This window comes from Klebsiella sp. SYXHC3 (assembly GCF_057196925.1).
On record NZ_JBXUNG010000001.1, the window covers coordinates 448,416 to 464,853 of the forward strand.

At 54.6% G+C, this 16,438-nt stretch carries 15 protein-coding genes; 7 read left to right on the plus strand and 8 right to left on the minus strand.

The features are described 5' to 3' along the window. Positions 1-81: 81 nt before the first annotated feature. Positions 82-984 (plus strand): LysR family transcriptional regulator, encoded by a 903-nt coding sequence (locus AC2CGP_RS02210; protein ID WP_308953328.1) that lies wholly within the window; start codon positions 82-84, stop codon positions 982-984. Here the strand turns inward: AC2CGP_RS02210 and AC2CGP_RS02215 are convergent. Both AC2CGP_RS02215 and AC2CGP_RS02220 read right to left on the minus strand, forming a co-directional pair. Beyond that, complete coding sequence (locus AC2CGP_RS02215; protein WP_045414061.1) at positions 981-1,877, minus strand: LysR family transcriptional regulator; 897 nt, start codon at positions 1,875-1,877, stop codon at positions 981-983. The genes AC2CGP_RS02210 and AC2CGP_RS02215 overlap by 4 nt on opposite strands. A gap of 161 nt (positions 1,878-2,038) precedes the next feature. Then, positions 2,039-4,339, minus strand: a complete 2,301-nt coding sequence (locus tag AC2CGP_RS02220; RefSeq protein WP_047049135.1) for an FdhF/YdeP family oxidoreductase — start codon at positions 4,337-4,339, stop codon at positions 2,039-2,041. A gap of 453 nt (positions 4,340-4,792) precedes the next feature. On the opposite strand from AC2CGP_RS02220, the gene AC2CGP_RS02225 reads away from it, so the two are divergent. The 3 genes from AC2CGP_RS02225 to AC2CGP_RS02235 are packed head-to-tail and all read left to right on the plus strand — an operon-like array spanning position 4,793 to position 7,375. Further along, positions 4,793-6,202 (plus strand): cytochrome ubiquinol oxidase subunit I, encoded by a 1,410-nt coding sequence (locus AC2CGP_RS02225; protein WP_015366505.1) that lies wholly within the window; start codon positions 4,793-4,795, stop codon positions 6,200-6,202. Position 6,203: 1 nt separating this feature from the next. Continuing rightward, the gene (cydB, locus tag AC2CGP_RS02230) at positions 6,204-7,214 is read left to right on the plus strand and encodes a cytochrome d ubiquinol oxidase subunit II (RefSeq protein WP_020078720.1); all 1,011 of its coding nucleotides are present in this window, start codon (positions 6,204-6,206) and stop codon (positions 7,212-7,214) included. Then, positions 7,214-7,375, plus strand: a complete 162-nt coding sequence (locus AC2CGP_RS02235) for a DUF2474 domain-containing protein (protein WP_015366503.1) — start codon at positions 7,214-7,216, stop codon at positions 7,373-7,375. Before cydB ends, AC2CGP_RS02235 begins: the two co-directional genes overlap by 1 nt. 38 nt (positions 7,376-7,413) lie before the next feature. On the opposite strand, the gene AC2CGP_RS02240 is transcribed toward AC2CGP_RS02235, so the two are convergent. The 6 genes from AC2CGP_RS02240 to AC2CGP_RS02265 form a co-directional block, all read right to left on the minus strand. Then, positions 7,414-8,331 carry a bestrophin family protein gene (locus AC2CGP_RS02240; protein WP_015366502.1) on the minus strand — a complete coding sequence of 306 codons (918 nt, stop codon included), beginning with the start codon at positions 8,329-8,331 and terminating at the stop codon, positions 7,414-7,416. Between the two features lie 457 nt (positions 8,332-8,788). Continuing rightward, entirely contained in the window at positions 8,789-9,733 is a 945-nt protein-coding gene (locus tag AC2CGP_RS02245; protein WP_015366501.1) for a Dyp-type peroxidase, read from the minus strand. Between the two features lie 69 nt (positions 9,734-9,802). Beyond that, on the minus strand, positions 9,803-10,729 hold the full coding sequence (locus AC2CGP_RS02250; protein ID WP_032712628.1) for a cation diffusion facilitator family transporter: 927 nt from the start codon (positions 10,727-10,729) through the stop codon (positions 9,803-9,805). A gap of 169 nt (positions 10,730-10,898) precedes the next feature. Continuing rightward, positions 10,899-11,768 carry an oxygenase MpaB family protein gene (locus AC2CGP_RS02255; protein WP_032708124.1) on the minus strand — a complete coding sequence of 290 codons (870 nt, stop codon included), beginning with the start codon at positions 11,766-11,768 and terminating at the stop codon, positions 10,899-10,901. A 117-nt stretch (positions 11,769-11,885) separates the two neighbouring features. Continuing rightward, positions 11,886-12,317: an OsmC family protein gene (locus AC2CGP_RS02260; RefSeq protein ID WP_015366497.1), complete on the minus strand. Its 432-nt coding sequence runs from the start codon at positions 12,315-12,317 to the stop codon at positions 11,886-11,888. Positions 12,318-12,361: 44 nt separating this feature from the next. Then, positions 12,362-13,246 carry a LysR family transcriptional regulator gene (locus AC2CGP_RS02265; protein ID WP_032711695.1) on the minus strand — a complete coding sequence of 295 codons (885 nt, stop codon included), beginning with the start codon at positions 13,244-13,246 and terminating at the stop codon, positions 12,362-12,364. Positions 13,247-13,358: 112 nt separating this feature from the next. Here AC2CGP_RS02265 and AC2CGP_RS02270 point away from each other — a divergent pair, with 112 nt between their 5' ends. The 3 genes from AC2CGP_RS02270 to AC2CGP_RS02280 all read left to right on the plus strand — a co-directional run bounded on the left by AC2CGP_RS02270 (position 13,359) and on the right by AC2CGP_RS02280 (position 16,408). Next, a complete protein-coding gene (locus AC2CGP_RS02270; protein ID WP_087867692.1) occupies positions 13,359-14,210 on the plus strand; it encodes a Vmh family MBL fold metallo-hydrolase in 852 nt (283 codons plus the stop codon). Positions 14,211-14,384: 174 nt separating this feature from the next. Continuing rightward, on the plus strand, positions 14,385-14,525 hold the full coding sequence (gene sra / locus AC2CGP_RS02275; protein ID WP_015366494.1) for a stationary-phase-induced ribosome-associated protein: 141 nt from the start codon (positions 14,385-14,387) through the stop codon (positions 14,523-14,525). Positions 14,526-14,710: 185 nt separating this feature from the next. Then, positions 14,711-16,408: an NAD-dependent malic enzyme gene (locus AC2CGP_RS02280; RefSeq protein ID WP_015366493.1), complete on the plus strand. Its 1,698-nt coding sequence runs from the start codon at positions 14,711-14,713 to the stop codon at positions 16,406-16,408. Positions 16,409-16,438: the final 30 nt, after the last annotated feature.

A 16,438-nucleotide genomic window follows, 5' to 3' on the forward strand; every position in this document is an offset into this window, starting at 1 on the left:
GCATCAGTTTATTGGCTAGTAAAAAAACGCATAAGTCGGTAAAAATGGGCGTGTTAATTATCAAAAATGGGATAATCAGCGGTGAGTAAACTGGATTTGAATGCACTACGCGTGTTTGTGAATGTCGTGGAAAACGGCAGCTTCAGCGGGGCGGCGCGGGCATTACGTATGCCTTCGTCAAATGTCAGTCGCCAGATTTCTCAACTGGAAGAAAAACTGCAATTGCGCCTTATCCAGCGCAGCACCAGACACATGCATCTCACCGATGCCGGGCAGGCTTTTTTTATTAGTATGCGCCCCCTGCTTGATCAGCTCGCGGCAACCGAAGCGGCCTTAACTCAACAGCAGGCCGATCCTGAGGGGCTGTTGCGCTTATGTCTTCCCAACGAGATTGGACCGACGCTTTTTGGCCCCATGCTGGCGCAGTTCGCCATGCGTTATCCCAAAATCGAAGTAAGCTGTGTGGTCAGCCTTGCCGGAGCCGACGCGCTTAAAGAAGATATCGACATTGCCGTCGCCATCGTCCGAGGCAAAATGGAGGATGCCAGCTATATCGCCAGGCCGTTGGCGACATTTCCCTGTTGTGTTGTCGCGGCGCCTTCGCTGCTGGAAAAATGCGGACAGCCAGTACGTTGCGAGCAGCTTACCTCGCTTCCCTGCATCACCACCGTCAGCGCGCTGAAGGGGCAAGCCTGGCAATTTATCACCGCACGAAACGCGTTTAAAAAAGTGAACGTCCAGGCTCATTTTCGGGTGAATAGCGGAGAGATCGCCCTTCATGCCGCCGTCGCCGGCGTAGGTTTCGCCATCCTCGCTGAACAGGCTTGCCGCCCGTTTATCGCCTCAGGTCAGTTAAAGGTGGTTGAACTGGAGCTACCGCCGGCACCGCTACATTTAGTGGCGCTGTATCGCGAACGCCACTTTTTACCTGCCCGATCTCGCGTCTGGCTCGATTTCATGCAGCAGCATTTGGCCGCCAATTAAATTTGCGGCGCTTCGCCAAAAATCATCTGCGCATCGGCGAAACATTTTTCCGCCAACGACGACACCGGCTCCTGGTTGCGCATGATAAGCGCAAGCGTGGAATCAACCTCGGTTTCCCCGATAGGCATAATCGCCAGATTGTCGCTCAGCGCCTCCAGGCCGTTATTGAGCGGCATGATGGCGCAACAGATCCCGGCCTGTACCGCCTGGATTATCTGAAATGTCGAATCGCTTTCAAAGACATATTTTGGCGTTAACCCTTTGGCTTTAAAGCTCATTTCAATCGATTCACGATAATACATTCCCTTGGTAAGGAAACCTAGCGGCAGCCCCGCTAATGTCTCCCACTCAGGTATGCCTGCGTCAAACTGGAAATGGCGACTGTCGTGCAGCAGGCCCATTCGCGTTTCCGGCAGCCAGGTGACGTTAAATAATGCGCTATCGACGTGGTGTAAATAGCAGATGCCCAGATCGAGCTGATTACGGCTGACGCCGTCAATAATTTGCTCAGAGGTCATCGACAGCAGACTGAACTGTAGTTCAGGGTATTTTTCCGCCAGCGGTTTGATCAGCTGCATCGGGTTCAGGCTGGCTAACGGCACCATGCCTACACGTAACTGGCCCACCATCTGGCCGCGACAAATAGCCGCTTCAGCCGCCAGGCCGTCGTGCGCCGCCAGCAGCGCCCGCGCCCAGGCCAGAATGCGTTCCCCTTCCGGGGTGAAGCCTTCGAAGCGTTGGCCGCGCTGAATCAGCGTGAGATTAAGTTCGTCTTCCAGGTTGCGAATGCGCATTGAAAGCGTCGGTTGGGTGATATGGCAGGCCGCCGCGGCCTGGCCGAAATGGCGCGTCTGATCGAGCGCGATCAGATATTTCAGCTGTTTAATGTCCATCTTAACTTCCAGAATAGTGACGTCCGCGGGTCAGTGGTGGACGCGATGCAGAACACAGCTGCGATAAGATATGTTATTTAAATGTTACTTGCGGTAGGGGCTGATTTCAAGATGCCATTTGCCAGTGGCCCGATCGCAGGCCACTGGCAATATTCAGCAAATTAACGCAAACCGGGGACGGCGCGCACCTCTTTCGAACGCAGCGTCAGGCGGATAGGAACTGATTTGTACGACGGCGTGCCGCTCTCTTCATCGATGTAATCCAGCGGCACCAGCACGTTGGCTTCCGGGTAATAGGCGCCAACGGTGCCCGGCGCAATGCTGTAAGCAACCACGGTGATATCCTCAAGGCGCAGGTCGCTATCCGGCAGCGCGGTGAAAATATCGACGCGGTCGCCATGCTCCAGCCCCTGCTCGGCCATATCCTGCTCATTCATAAACAGCACATCGCGGCGGCCAAACACTCCGCGATAGCGATCGTCCATCGCGTAAATCGTGGTGTTGTACTGATCGTGACTGCGCAGCGTAACCAGGCGCATCACGTCGTCGCCGTCAACGCGGAAGTTCTCATGGACGCCTTTGAACACCGAGAACATCGCTTTGCCGGTCGGCGTCGGCCAGATCCGCTCGGTTGGCGGCAGCGGCATACGGAAACCGCCCGGATGACGAATACGTTCGTTATAATCCTCGAACCCGGGGATAGTCTGCTCGATGAGATCGCGGATGCGGTCGTAATCAGCCACCAGCGATAACCAGTCGATCTTACTGTTCGGCAGCGTCGCCGCCGCCATCCCGGCGACGATAGCCGGTTCCGAGCGCAGCCGGTCAGAGGCCGGTTTCAGTTTGCCGGATGAGGCGTGGACCATCGACATCGAGTCTTCCACGGTAATCGACTGGCGTCCGCTCTCCTGCATATCGAGTTCGGTACGGCCCAGACAAGGCAGAATAAAAGTCTCTTTCGCCACCAGCAGATGCGAACGATTCAGTTTGGTGCCGATGTGCACACTAAGATCCAGCCCGCGCATCGCCGGGAACGCCCGTTCATGATCCGGCATCGCCACCGCGAAATTACCGCCAAGACAGATCAGCGCTTTCGCGTCGCCGGCAACCATTGCCTGCAGCGCTTTCACCGCATCGTGACCATGTCCGCGTGGAGCGACAAAACCGAACACGCTTTCGAGGTTATTCAGAAACTCCGCACTCGGTTTTTCGGTAATGCCGACAGTACGGTTGCCCTGCACGTTAGAGTGACCGCGCAGCGGGCAGATCCCAGCCCCCGGTTTGCCGATATTGCCGCGCATCAGCAGAAGGTCGGCAATCAACCGGACGTTAGAGGTGCCTTTGTTATGCTGGGTGATCCCCATGCCATAGGTCACGATAGTGGCGTTGGATTTGGCGTAGGCAACGGCAACGCGCTGCAGATCGTCGCGGGTTAATCCGGACTCACGCTCAATTTCCGGCCAGTTGGTCTGACGTAAATCTTCGGCAAAAGCCTCGAAGCCGAGGGTGTGCTCGTTAATAAACGCCTGGTCCAGCACCTGGCCCTGGTTCGCTTCGATCTCCAGTAATGCTTTAGCGATCCCTTTCAGCGCCGCGGCATCGCCGCCCGCTTTCACCTGGAAATAGGTTGAGGCGATATTCGTCGAGCTGTAGGTTGCCATTTCAATAACGTTCTGCGGGTCGGCAAAACGTTCCAGCGCCCTTTCACGCAGCGGGTTAAAGACGATAATCGGCACACCGCGGCGGGACAGTTCATGCAACGTACCCATCATGCGCGGATGGTTGGTTCCGGGGTTGTGACCGATGGAAATAACCAGTTCGGTTTTATCAAAGTCGTCCAAAGACACCGTGCCTTTGCCGATGCCGATCGATTGCGGCAGACCGACGCTGGTTGCCTCGTGGCACATATTAGAGCAGTCCGGGAAGTTATTGGTGCCGAACTCGCGGGCGTAAAGCTGGAACAGATATGCCGCTTCGTTAGAGGCGCGCCCGGAGGTATAGAACTCAACTTCATCGGGCTGCATGCCCTGTAATACTTCGCCAATGCGGGCAAACGCGCTTTCCCAGGAGACCGGGCGCAGCGTGTCGCTTTCGCGATCGTAAGACAAGGGATGGGTAATACGTCCGTAACCTTCCAGTTCAAAGTCGCTTTTCGCCAGTAGCGAGGTCACGGTATTGGCGGCGAGGAACTCCGGCGTCACGCGTTTGCTGGTAGCTTCCCAGGTGACCGCTTTCGCGCCGTTCTCACAAAACTGGAAGGTTGATTTATGTTCTTTATCCGGCCAGGCGCAGCCGGGGCAGTCAAAACCGTCAGGCTGGTTGGTACGCAGCAGCGTGACCGGGGCGTCAAGCGCGTCCATTTGCGTACGCACGGCGATGGCGGTCGCTTTTAACGCCCCCCATCCACCCGCTGGGCCATCATAGGGATGAACACCGGGGACAGCGCGTTTTTTCTTATTCATATGAACTCCTGAATACTCTCTTCAGCTAACGGATGTTATTAACAACATTGGTCACGGTTTTTTGCGGCGATGTTAAATAACCACATTAATTAAGCGGGAAATACCGCATTTCATTTTGCAATGAATAGCAAATGACAGGGTTAACTCGTTGTTTTTAATCTTTAACTAAATGTCTGGTTAAAATGAAATGAGCAACTTTACTCGTTAACTAAATAATAACATCTCATTTCGTGTTGTATAATAGATGTTATCTATCGGGTGTTAAATTTAACCTATTTGATAATTAAAGAATTATTTTTAAACTTTATTATCAAGGGCATTAACATATTTCAATGCCCGTCAACGCCGTAATTTAATTGTCATCAACAGGAGGCTTTACGCAGGTAAAGCCGTATCCGCTATGCAGAAAATATTCCATAAATACAATGAAGTAATGTCGTACAGGGGTGAGCCATGTTCGGATTAGATGCCTTTTATTTAGCCAGGATACAGTTTGCATTTACTGTATCTTTCCACATCATTTTCCCCGCTATTACCATTGGTCTCGCCAGCTACCTTGCGGTACTGGAAGGGCTGTGGTTAAAAACAAAAGAGGATACCTACCGCCAGCTCTACCATTTCTGGTCAAAAATATTTGCCGTTAATTTTGGTATGGGCGTCGTTTCCGGGCTGGTGATGGCCTATCAGTTTGGCACTAACTGGAGCGGGTTCTCGCAGTTCGCCGGTAGTATTACCGGGCCGCTGTTGACCTATGAAGTCCTGACCGCCTTCTTCCTCGAAGCTGGCTTTCTTGGCGTCATGCTGTTTGGCTGGCATCGCGTCGGCCGCGGCCTGCACTTCTTCGCGACCTGTATGGTGGCGCTGGGCACGCTGTTTTCCACCTTCTGGATCCTCGCGTCCAATAGCTGGATGCACACGCCCCAGGGCTACATTATCGAGAATGGCATCGTGGTGCCGGTAGACTGGCTGAAGGTCGTTTTTAACCCTTCATTCCCGTATCGCCTGCTGCACATGTCTACCGCCGCCTTCCTTGCCAGCGCCTTTTTCGTCGGCGCTTCGGCAGCCTGGCATCTGCTGAAAGGCAATGATACACCGGCAATCCGCAAGATGTTCTCGATGGCGCTGTGGATGGCGCTGATCGTCGCCCCCATTCAGGCGATGATTGGCGATGCGCACGGCCTGAATACGCTCGAACATCAACCGGCAAAAATTGCCGCGATTGAAGGGCACTGGGAGAATAAACCGGGTGAAGCCACGCCATTAGTGCTGTTTGGTCTGCCGGATATGGATGAGGAGCGCACCAAATATAAAATTGAGGTTCCCTATCTTGGTAGCATCATCCTGACCCATAGCCTCGATAAACAGGTTCCGGCCTTAAAAAGTTTCCCGAAAGAAGATCGCCCAAATTCCACCATTATTTTCTGGTCGTTCAGGGTGATGGCCGGGCTCGGTATGTTAATGGTACTGCTCGGCGTGGTCAGCGCCTGGCTGCGTTGGCGTGGCCGGCTCTACACCTCAAAACCGTTCCTGCGTTTTGCCCTGTTGATGGGCCCTTCCGGGCTGGTCGCGCTACTGGCAGGCTGGTTTACCACTGAAATTGGCCGTCAGCCGTGGGTAGTCTATGGCGTTCAGCGCACCCGGGATGCGGTCTCCGCCCATGGCGATCTACATATGTCCCTCAGCCTGCTGGCCTTTATCGTGGTTTACGCCTCGGTGTTTGGCGTCGGCTACGTGTATCTGATTCGCCTGATAAAAAAAGGGCCGGAAAGTGCGCACACGCCGGAGGACCCGACTCAGAACCAAACCCCTGCCCGCCCGCTGTCTGCGGTGCGCGAACCTATGAATACTTCCGGGAGAAAATAATATGGGTATCGACCTGTCAATTATCTGGTTCACGATCATCGTTTTTGCCACCCTGATGTATATCGTGATGGACGGTTTCGATCTCGGGATCGGCATTCTATTCCCGTTTAATAAAAATGAAACCGACCGCGATATGATGATGAATAGCGTGGCGCCGGTGTGGGACGGCAACGAAACCTGGATGGTGCTGGGCGGCGCGGCGCTGTATGGCGCGTTTCCGCTGGCCTACGCGGTGATTATCGATGCGCTCAGCATCCCGTTAACCGCCATGTTACTGGGGCTGATTTTTCGCGGCGTAGCGTTTGAGTTTCGCTTTAAGGCGACGCCGGAACATCGTCCGTTGTGGGATAAGGCGTTTATCGGCGGCTCGCTACTGGCGACGTTTAGTCAGGGGATCGCCGTAGGTACCCTGCTCAACGGCCTCAGCGTCACGGGTCGCGAATTTAGCGGCTCAACCCTCGACTGGCTGGCGCCCTTCCCGCTGTTTTGCGGCATCGGGCTGGTGATTGCCTACGCCTTACTGGGCTGCACCTGGCTGATAATGAAAACCGAAGGCGCTCTGCATCGCAAAATGTCTGAGCTGGCGATCCCACTGACGCTTGCTTTGCTGGCAGTGGTCGCCATTATCAGCATCTGGACGCCGCTGACTCACCCGGAAATTGCTCACCGCTGGTTTACCTTCCCCAATATCATCTGGTTTATGCCGGTGCCGTTGCTGGTGCTGGTTTGCTGCTGGGGGATTGTCCGTAGCGCCTATAATCGTCAGGCCAGCTATGGGCCGTTTTTACTCACCCTGGCGCTGGTGTTCCTCGGGTTCAGCGGCCTTGGGATCAGCATCTGGCCGAATATTATTCCACCGGCAATCTCTATCTGGCAGGCCGCTTCGCCGCCGCAGAGCCAGGGCTTTATGCTGGTCGGCGGATTGCTGATCATTCCGGTTATTTTGATGTACACCTGCTGGAGCTACTACGTGTTCCGCGGCAAAATCAAACCCGATGAGGGGTATCATTGATGGCGACTCAATCTGATAAAACGTTAACGACGCATCATCGTCCGTTCTGGCGCAAACTGATGTGGCTGGTGATTATCTGGGGGGCCAGCGTGCTGGCGCTCGGCGTGGTCGCCACCTTCTTTAAGCTATTGATGACGGCGGCAGGAATGCGCACTCACTAATACTCAACGCCGGACGGGCTGACCCGCCCGGTGTTTTTTTATGTGAGGTTGTAATAACGGTCGGGCTGCATTTTTTCCGGTAACGGATGTTGCCCGGTCATATCCATCAAATTACGTTCAATGGTATTGCACATTGCATTCAGCGGCAGGTCGTTGGCCGAGGTGCCAAACGGATCTTCCAGCTCTTCCGCCAGGGAATCCCATGACAGGAAGGTGTAGGAGATAAACACCGAAACAAACGGCGTCATGTAATGCAAATCACCCACCAGCGCGAAGGGCAATAACGCGCAGAAAAGATAAACGGTACGCTGCAAAATCAAGGTGTAGGCAAACGGCACCGGCGTGCTCGCCAGACGCTCGCAGCCCCCCAGGACATGGGCTAACTCATCGAGTTTATTATCCATCAAGCCGTAGGTAATATCGCTGAGCTTACCCTGCTCGCGCAGCTTACCTAACTCATTACCAATCAATAATAATATTCGGTTAGTCGGCATTGAGCTGGCGAGAATTTCCGCCACTTTTTCTTTCGGCAACAAGCGATAGAGGTCAACCGCCGGGTCGGTTTTACGCAGCTGATGCTTAAGGCTCCAGCTGAACGCCACCAGATAACTGACTAACGTTTTATGCGTTTCCTCCTCAGCGGGAAGGATATTTTTCAATTGCCTGACCAGGGTTCGTTCGGCAATCAGCACGGTTCCCCATAAATTACGCGCCTCAACGAAACGGCTGTAGCTCGCGCTATTACGAAAGCCGAGAAAAATCGCAATCGCGATCCCCAACAGGCTAAATGGCGCAACGGTTAAGTGAATGCCAAGTTGTTCATACCATTGATAGCTGATGATGGCGATGACCGACATCAGAACGTTCAATAACAGACGGAAAACAATTTTTGACAGCACGGAACCGTGCCAGTCAAACAGACGAAAAAACCAGTGTTGTTCTGGCCGGATGATCATTGTATTACTTCCTGAAGACCCAATGATGCTCAGTACATACCCTAATGAAAAATGATGGGTATATACCCGTCATACTTCAAGTTGCATGTGCGTTGGCAATAACTCGGCCCATCCCTGGGCCTCGCCCTTACGGGCGCAGTGAACTGCGTTCAAATTCGTTCCTGACGAATTTGTCCTCGCTCACCCCAGTCACTTACTGGAGTAAGCTCCTGGGGATTCCCTGCGTCGCCGCCTTCCTGCAACTCGAATTATTTAGGGTATAGATATTATCTATTAAGCCATTGGTTAATTTTATTGTACACAAACACGACATCGCGTTGATAACCGCCATTAATTAGCGATGAATTAATGGTGGTTTAATTATGGGCTCTTTTTATTTTCCACGCAATATACGGCCTGCAAGCAGGCCGGAGAAATAAACTATCAGTAACGGCTTAATGGCCGATATTATGCAGGGTTATTCAGCCTGGCGGCTGGATAATTCTTCAAGTAGCGTCGCGGAAGGTACAAAGAACAAACTGCCGGTAACCGGGCGGCTATAATCGAGCAGTCGATCGTAATTACCGGCCGGGCGACCGACGAACATGTTTTCCAGCATCTGTTCGATGGGCGCCGGGCTGCGCGCATAACCGATAAAATAGGTACCAAACTCGCCCATACCGGGCTTGCCGAACGGCATGTTGTCGCGCAGGATTTTAATCTCCTCGCCGTTCTCTTCAAGGGTGGTCAGCGAACTGTGCGAACAGCTGGGTTTGACGTCGGCATCCAGTTCGATGTTGGTCATTTTTTTACGCCCGATAATACGCTCCTGCTGTTCGACGGTTAGCGCATTCCAGCCCGCCATATCGTGCAGATATTTCTGCACAATCACGTAGCTACCACCGGCGAAATCCGGGTCTTCGTCACCGATAATGGTGAAATCCGCCGCCGCGCGCCCCTGCGGGTTTTCGCTACCGTCAACGAAACCGATCATCGCCCGACGGTCGAAATAGCGGAAGCCGTGAACTTCATCGACGACCGTTACGGCATCCCCCAACTTATCCATCAACTGCGTCGCCAGCTCGAAGCTAAGCCCCATATCATCGGAACGGATATGCAGCAGCAGATCGCCCGGCGTAGAGACCGCCACGCGCTCTCCGCTGCCCACGCGGCGGAAAGGATGCAGCTGCTGCGGGGTGGGCTGGCCAAACAACTGCGGCCAGATTTCAGCGCCAAATCCGCAGATGCAGGAAATCCCCGCCTCCGGCATGCGGGTACCAACGGAACGCACCACCGCGGCAAAATCATCGCACCAGTCGCGCACGCGGCTCAGGCTCTCAGCGCTGCGCGCTACGGTCGCGACGATGAATATCGCCGTTCGCGGCAGCGGTAAAGTAATCGCCTGAGGTTCGTTAATTTTCATATCATCCTCTGTTATTGCCAATTAACGGCAAGGTAGCGTTGGCTCCTGCAGGCAGGAGTCGCAAGTTGTTTACGCGTGAGCCAGTTCGACGCCGGGCGCTTCGTAGGGATCAATGTGAATCATCACCTGTAGCACCTCGTGGCGCGCAAGCACATTTTCCCGCACCGCCAGCGCGATAGCATGGCCTGCACGAACCGACAGCTCGCCCGGAACTTCAATATGGACATCGACGAGGATCAGGTCGCCCGCCTTACGAGTTTTTAGATCGTGCAACCCCACAACGCCGCCGGTTGCGGCAATGGTGTCGCGTATCGCATTCTGGGTTTGCGTGTCGACCGAGCGATCCATTAAATCATGCAAGGCATCGCCGGCAAAAGTGTAACCCATTCGTGTAATCAATACCCCTACTAACAATGCCGCCACGGGATCCAACCAGACAATACCGGCGAGGTTACCCACGATCCCCACCGCCACCACTACCGACGACGCCGCATCCGAGCGCGCATGCCACGCGTTGGCAATTAATAATGACGACTGAATGCGCTTTGCTACCGCCAGCATATAACGGAACAGCGTCTCTTTTGCGATCAGCGCTGCAAGGGCCACCCATAATGCCGTTACATGCACGGATTGAATGGTTTCCGGATGGAGTAGTTTATCCACCGCCGACCACAACATGCCGACACCGACAACCATTAAAATCGCGCCCAATATCAGCGACGCGCCATTTTCATAGCGCCAGTGGCCATAATGATGATCGCTGTCGGAAGGTTTACGGCTTTTCTTATTGGCAATCAGAACCACAAAATCAGCAATTAAATCGGAAAGAGAGTGGATGCCATCGGCAATAAGCCCTTGCGACCCTGAAAACAGGCCGGCGATAATTTGCCCGGTCGATAAAAACAGATTAACCACGACGCTGACCAGGGTGCTTTTACGCGCAGCCTGTGAACGCTGATGATATTTATTATCATTCTGTAGATTTTTATTTGCCATCATCCCTCCCGAATAAAGTATGGATGATAGCCTGATATGAATCAGCGATATTCAATATTAATAGCTCGTTGATAATAAATTTAAAATAAATAGCCTGAGTTATAATATATAAATGCGAATGATTACGCTTTAAAAATAATAGCCGACATCGAACGGCTATTTTTTACTTTTATGATGTTGCCATTCGGCGCATAGCGCAGTGATAAGCGCCATTGCGCACCGAAGCGCGAAGTACCCGCGCCACGCCATTGACCGCCACTCTGGCGGTTCGCCGCTGCAGCGGATTGATGGGGATCGCCAGCATCTGCTGCGCCCAATCGGGAAGCAGATCGATACCCGCAACCATCATCCAGCGCCCTACCGGCTGGCTTAGCCGGCCCGGCAGACGGGTGGTGAGCAGCACCTGCGCCACTTCCTGCGTTCGTTCATCACAACGTAACTGGGGGCGCATATCCTGCAAATACTCCGCCACCTGACGTGGCGTTTCGGGGATGTCTTCGGCGCCAAGTCGCCGGGCGACCTCCGCCGCTTCGCGGTAGTATTGCTCCTGACGCGCGGCAGTGACGATGGTGCGCTTATAACGCAGATGAGAGGCCATAAAGCTGCTGCACTCGGCCACATGAACCCAGGTTAAGAGCGCCGGATCGCTGGCGCGATAAGGCGTACCGTCCGGCGCAACGCCGCTGATGCGCTGGTGGATCCCCTGCACTTTAGCGATTAATCTTTCGGCATCGTCGGTAGTGCCAAACGTGGTGGCTGAGATAAATTGACTGGTGCGGCGCAGACGGCCAAAGATATCCTCACGAAAACGCGAATGATCCCACACACCGGCCAGCGCCAGCGGATGCAGCATCTGTAACAGTAGCGCGCTAATGCCGCCGCAGAGCATTGAGGTAAAGTCGCCGTGTACCTGCCAGATAGCCGACCGCGGGCCAAATAAGCCCGGCTCGCCCTTCGGGTTTTCAAAATCAATCTCTTTTAACGCCATCCCGGTTAAACCCAGGACCTGTGATTCAATCATGCCGCGTATGCTGTTCATTGCGTTGCCCGTCGCTATCCGTAACGCCACCAACATAACACCATTCGCGGCGGCAGGCATTTGCCGACGGTGACTTTAAACGCCAACGCGCCCGCGTTCCCGCGGGCGCGCCACGGTTCAAGCGTTGAGCTGATAATCGAGGGAGATGTCGGCTTTCAGTACCTGCGAAACCGGGCAGCCAGCTTTGGCTTTCTGGATAATCGGATCAAAGGCCGCTTTATCGATACCCGGCAGGACAATATTGCTCTGCAGCGCGATCTTGGTGATGGCGAAGCCGCCGCCGCTCTTATCCAGCGTGACCACCGCAACGGTATCGATAGAGGTCGCCGTATAGCCCTCTTCGCTAAGCATTAATGATAGCGCCATTGAGAAACAGGCGGCATGGGCCGCGCCGATAAGCTCTTCCGGGTTAGTCCCTTTAACGCCTTCAAAGCGGGTATTAAAACCATAAGGTTGTTGGTTAAGCGCGCCGCTTTCCGTCGAGACGGTGCCTTTACCGCTTTTCAGATCCCCTTCCCAATGCGCCTGACCTTTCTTATGAATTGCCATCGTTTCACTCCTTTTTGACGTTAAAGGAGTAAGTATAGACAGCTCTAGCTGACCTGGGACAACTGTTGCTGAATGGCCTCCAGAAACAGCGGCAGCGCGCTGGGCTGATAATCTCGTGACAGATAGATGCCATAGACGGCCAGGGATTTTGGCGTATAGCCAGGCAGCACCTGTTTTAGCGCGCCGCTGTTTAGCGCGCGCCGGGCTTCCAGTTCCGGCAGCATGGCGATGCCGCACCCCGCCACCGCCGCTTCCATCAGCAGAGAGGAGATCCCAGCGCTCAGGTTGCCGGAGACGGCCACCGACACGGGTTCGCCCTGCGGATCGGTAAACTGCCATGTTGGGGTGGCGAAATGGCTATAGTGGAGACAGTTATGTTGACTAAGCTCCTCCGGCGAATTTATCTGGCCATGCTGCTGTAGCCACCGCGGCGAGACGCAGAGCACCGAGCGGCAAATGCCGAGCCGCCGCGCTATCGCCCCCGGCTCCGGATTATCGGTGATCCGGATGGCGACATCGATACGCTCGCCAATCAGGCTTACCGGATGGTTGTTGATATCCAGTTCGAGGCGCAGTTGGGGGTAACGGGCCAAAAACTCCGGTAGCAGCGGTGAGAGCAACTGCATGGCGGTAAAGTGCGCGCAGGCGACCCGCAACGTGCCGCTCGGCACCGCGCGTTCCGTCTGCCCCGCTATCTCATCCGCCAATTGCGTGAGGCTACGCGTTTTCTGCAATACCTTTTCGCCTGCGCTGGTTAAGGTCAGTTTGCGCGTCGAACGATGAATGAGCCGGGTACCGGCCCAGTGTTCCATCTGCTCCAGATAGCGACTCACCATCGGTCGCGACATACCAAGCGCCCTGGCCGCCGCGCTCAAACTGCCCAGCTCGCATATGCGCATATATACCTGGGCGGCGATAACTCGATCCATATCCGTATCCATCTGCACGTTTTATGAAACTCAGCATCTCTTTTTTCAGGAATTTTCGCAAATCAAAAATGACGTAAAATAAACCTATTCACCTGAAAGAGAGAAAACCAACATGAAAGTATCTGCCCTGGCTATCGCCACCGCCCTGTTCAGTACCACCGCTTTTGCCGCGCCGTTGACCCTGCAAACCTACAACCCGCAGGAGAACGCGATCTTCGCGGTGAACTCCACGCTGGCCTCCGGCCCGCACGAAGCGGTGCTGTTTGACGCCCAGTTCAGCGTTAAAGATGGCGAAAAGCTGGTTGAGATGATCAACAAAAGCGGTAAGAAGCTCACGCACATTGTGATCACCTCTGGCGATCCGGATTTCTATTTTGGCCTCGAGCCGCTGGTGAAAGCCTTCCCGCAGGCCAAAGTGGTGGCAACCGAGCAAGTGGTTAAGCATATTGAAGAGACCAAAGCGGCGAAGCTGGCATACTGGGGCCCACAGATGAAAGACGGCGCGCCGAAGCAGGTCTATGTTCCACAGGTATTAGCCGCAGATAGCTTCACCATTGACGGCGAGAAAGTGGAAATTCGTCAGCCGCAGAACTACGCCGCGTTCGTCTGGATCCCGGCGAATAAAGCGATTCTTGGCGGCACCGGCGTCGCCTGGGGCATGCACGTCTGGACCGCCGATACCCAAAGCGCGGCGAGCCGTCAGCAGTGGCGCCAGACCCTTAGCGATATGGCCGCGCTGCATCCGCAACAGGTGATCCCGGGCCACTATCTCGGCACGCCGCCGGCGGGCGACAAGGCTATCGTCTTTACCCGCGACTATCTGGAGAAATTCGAGCAGGCGCTGAAAGCGCATAAAGATTCCGCCAGCGTCATCAAAGCCATGAAGGCGCAATATGCGGGTCTCGCTGAAGAAAGCTCGCTGGAGCTGAGCGCGAAAGTGAACACCGGCGAAATGAAGTGGTAATCGGCCACGCCTGAATCGAGAACGCTCTTAATCTGCCGACGCAAGGTTGCTATTCGCAAAAAAATGGACCACGATAATCCCGTCGCGTTAAAAAGCGCGGCGTACTTAGGGTTACGTTTCGTCCGGCTTGCGTCGGGCTTGTCCTTGAAACCAGAACAGGATTAAGGAGTAAGAATGAAATCGAACCATCAGGCACGTCATCTTCTCGGTCTGAACTACAAGCTTTCCCGCCAGAAAAAAGTGGTGCTCGAAGGCGACGAAGAAACTACCGTTAACCATATCCATGCTACGGGCCGCAAACGCCGCGGTGGTTAATTTTTCAGCTGAGTGATGATAAAAACACCATCCGCCAAACGGGATGGTGTTTTTTTAAGACAATCCCACGCTTCGCATCCTTCTTTTGTTACCATCTGCTTTATACTCTGCCCGCTGCATTTCCTGCCAGACCGATCGCTTATCGCCGCGCCCGGGTCTGAAGTGAACATCAAGGAGTTAGTGCGATGCAATTCATCTATAAAAAAAACCGCTCTCTTTATATCCCCTACGCTGGCCCGGTTCTGCTTGAGTTTCCGTTACTCAACAAAGGAAGCGCCTTCAGCATGGAAGAGCGTAGCAGCTTCAACCTGCTGGGCCTGCTGCCGGAAGTGGTCGAAACCATCGAAGAACAAGCTGAACGCGCGTGGATCCAGTATCAGGGATTTAAAACCGAGATCGATAAGCACATTTATCTGCGCAACATCCAGGACACCAACGAAACCCTGTTTTATCGCCTGATTGGCAATCATCTCGATGAGATGATGCCGGTTATCTATACCCCCACCGTCGGCGCCGCCTGTGAGCGTTTCTCGGAAATCTACCGTCGCGCGCGCGGCGTGTTCATCTCCTACCAGAATCGGCACAACCTCGACGATATCCTGCAAAACGTACCGAACCATAACGTCAAAGTGATCGTGGTGACCGACGGCGAGCGTATTCTCGGTCTCGGCGACCAGGGTATCGGCGGTATGGGCATCCCTATCGGTAAGCTGTCGCTCTATACTACCTGCGGCGGTATCAGCCCGGCCTACACCCTGCCTATCGTGCTGGATGTCGGCACCAACAACCAGCAACTGCTCGACGACCCGCTGTATATGGGCTGGCGTCATCCGCGCGTGACCGACGACGAGTATTATCAATTCGTTGATGACGTTATCCAGGCCATCAAAAACCGTTGGCCGGACGTGCTGCTGCAGTTTGAAGACTTCGCGCAGAAAAACGCCATGCCGCTGCTTAACCGCTATCGTAACGAGATTTGCTCGTTTAACGATGATATTCAGGGCACCGCGGCGGTCACCGTCGGCACATTAATCGCCGCCAGCCGTGGCGCGGGCAGCCAGCTCAGCGAGCAAAAAATTGTCTTCCTCGGCGCGGGCTCCGCCGGTTGCGGTATTGCTGAACAGATCATCGCGCAAATCATGCGCGAAGGGTTAAGCGAAGAAGAAGCCCGCCAGCGCGTATTTATGGTGGACCGCTTCGGCCTGTTGACCGACGGTATGCCGAATCTGCTGTCGTTCCAGAGCAAGCTGGTGCAGAAACGCGAAAACCTGCAAGGTTGGGATACGACCAACGAAGCGCTCTCGCTGCTCGACGTGGTGCGTAACGTTAAGCCGAATATCCTGATTGGCGTCTCCGGCCAGCCGGGGCTGTTCACGGAAGAAATTATTCGTGAAATGCACAAGCACTGCCCGCGGCCGATCGTCATGCCGCTGTCGAATCCGACCTCCCGCGTTGAAGCCACGCCGCAGAACATCCTGACCTGGACCGACGGCGAAGCACTGGTGGCCACCGGCAGCCCGTTCACCCCGGTGACGGTTAAGGGCAAGCAGTACGCCATCGCGCAGTGTAACAACTCCTATATCTTCCCGGGCATCGGCCTTGGCGTGATCGCTGCGGGGGCATCACGCGTCACCGACGAAATGCTGATGGCGGCAAGCGAAACCTTAGCTAACCACTCGCCGCTGGTGAATAACGGCGAAGGCCCGGTACTGCCGGAACTGAAAGATATTCAGGCCGTGTCGCGCGCTATCGCGTTTGCGGTCGGTAAAGTGGCTCAGGAACAGGGCGTGGCGGTGAAAACATCGGCCGAAGCGCTGCTGCAGGCCATTAGCGATAATTTCTGGCAGCCGGAATATCGCAACTATCGCCGAACCTCAATTTAACGCTTTATTTCAACGGGCCCGGAGATCGGG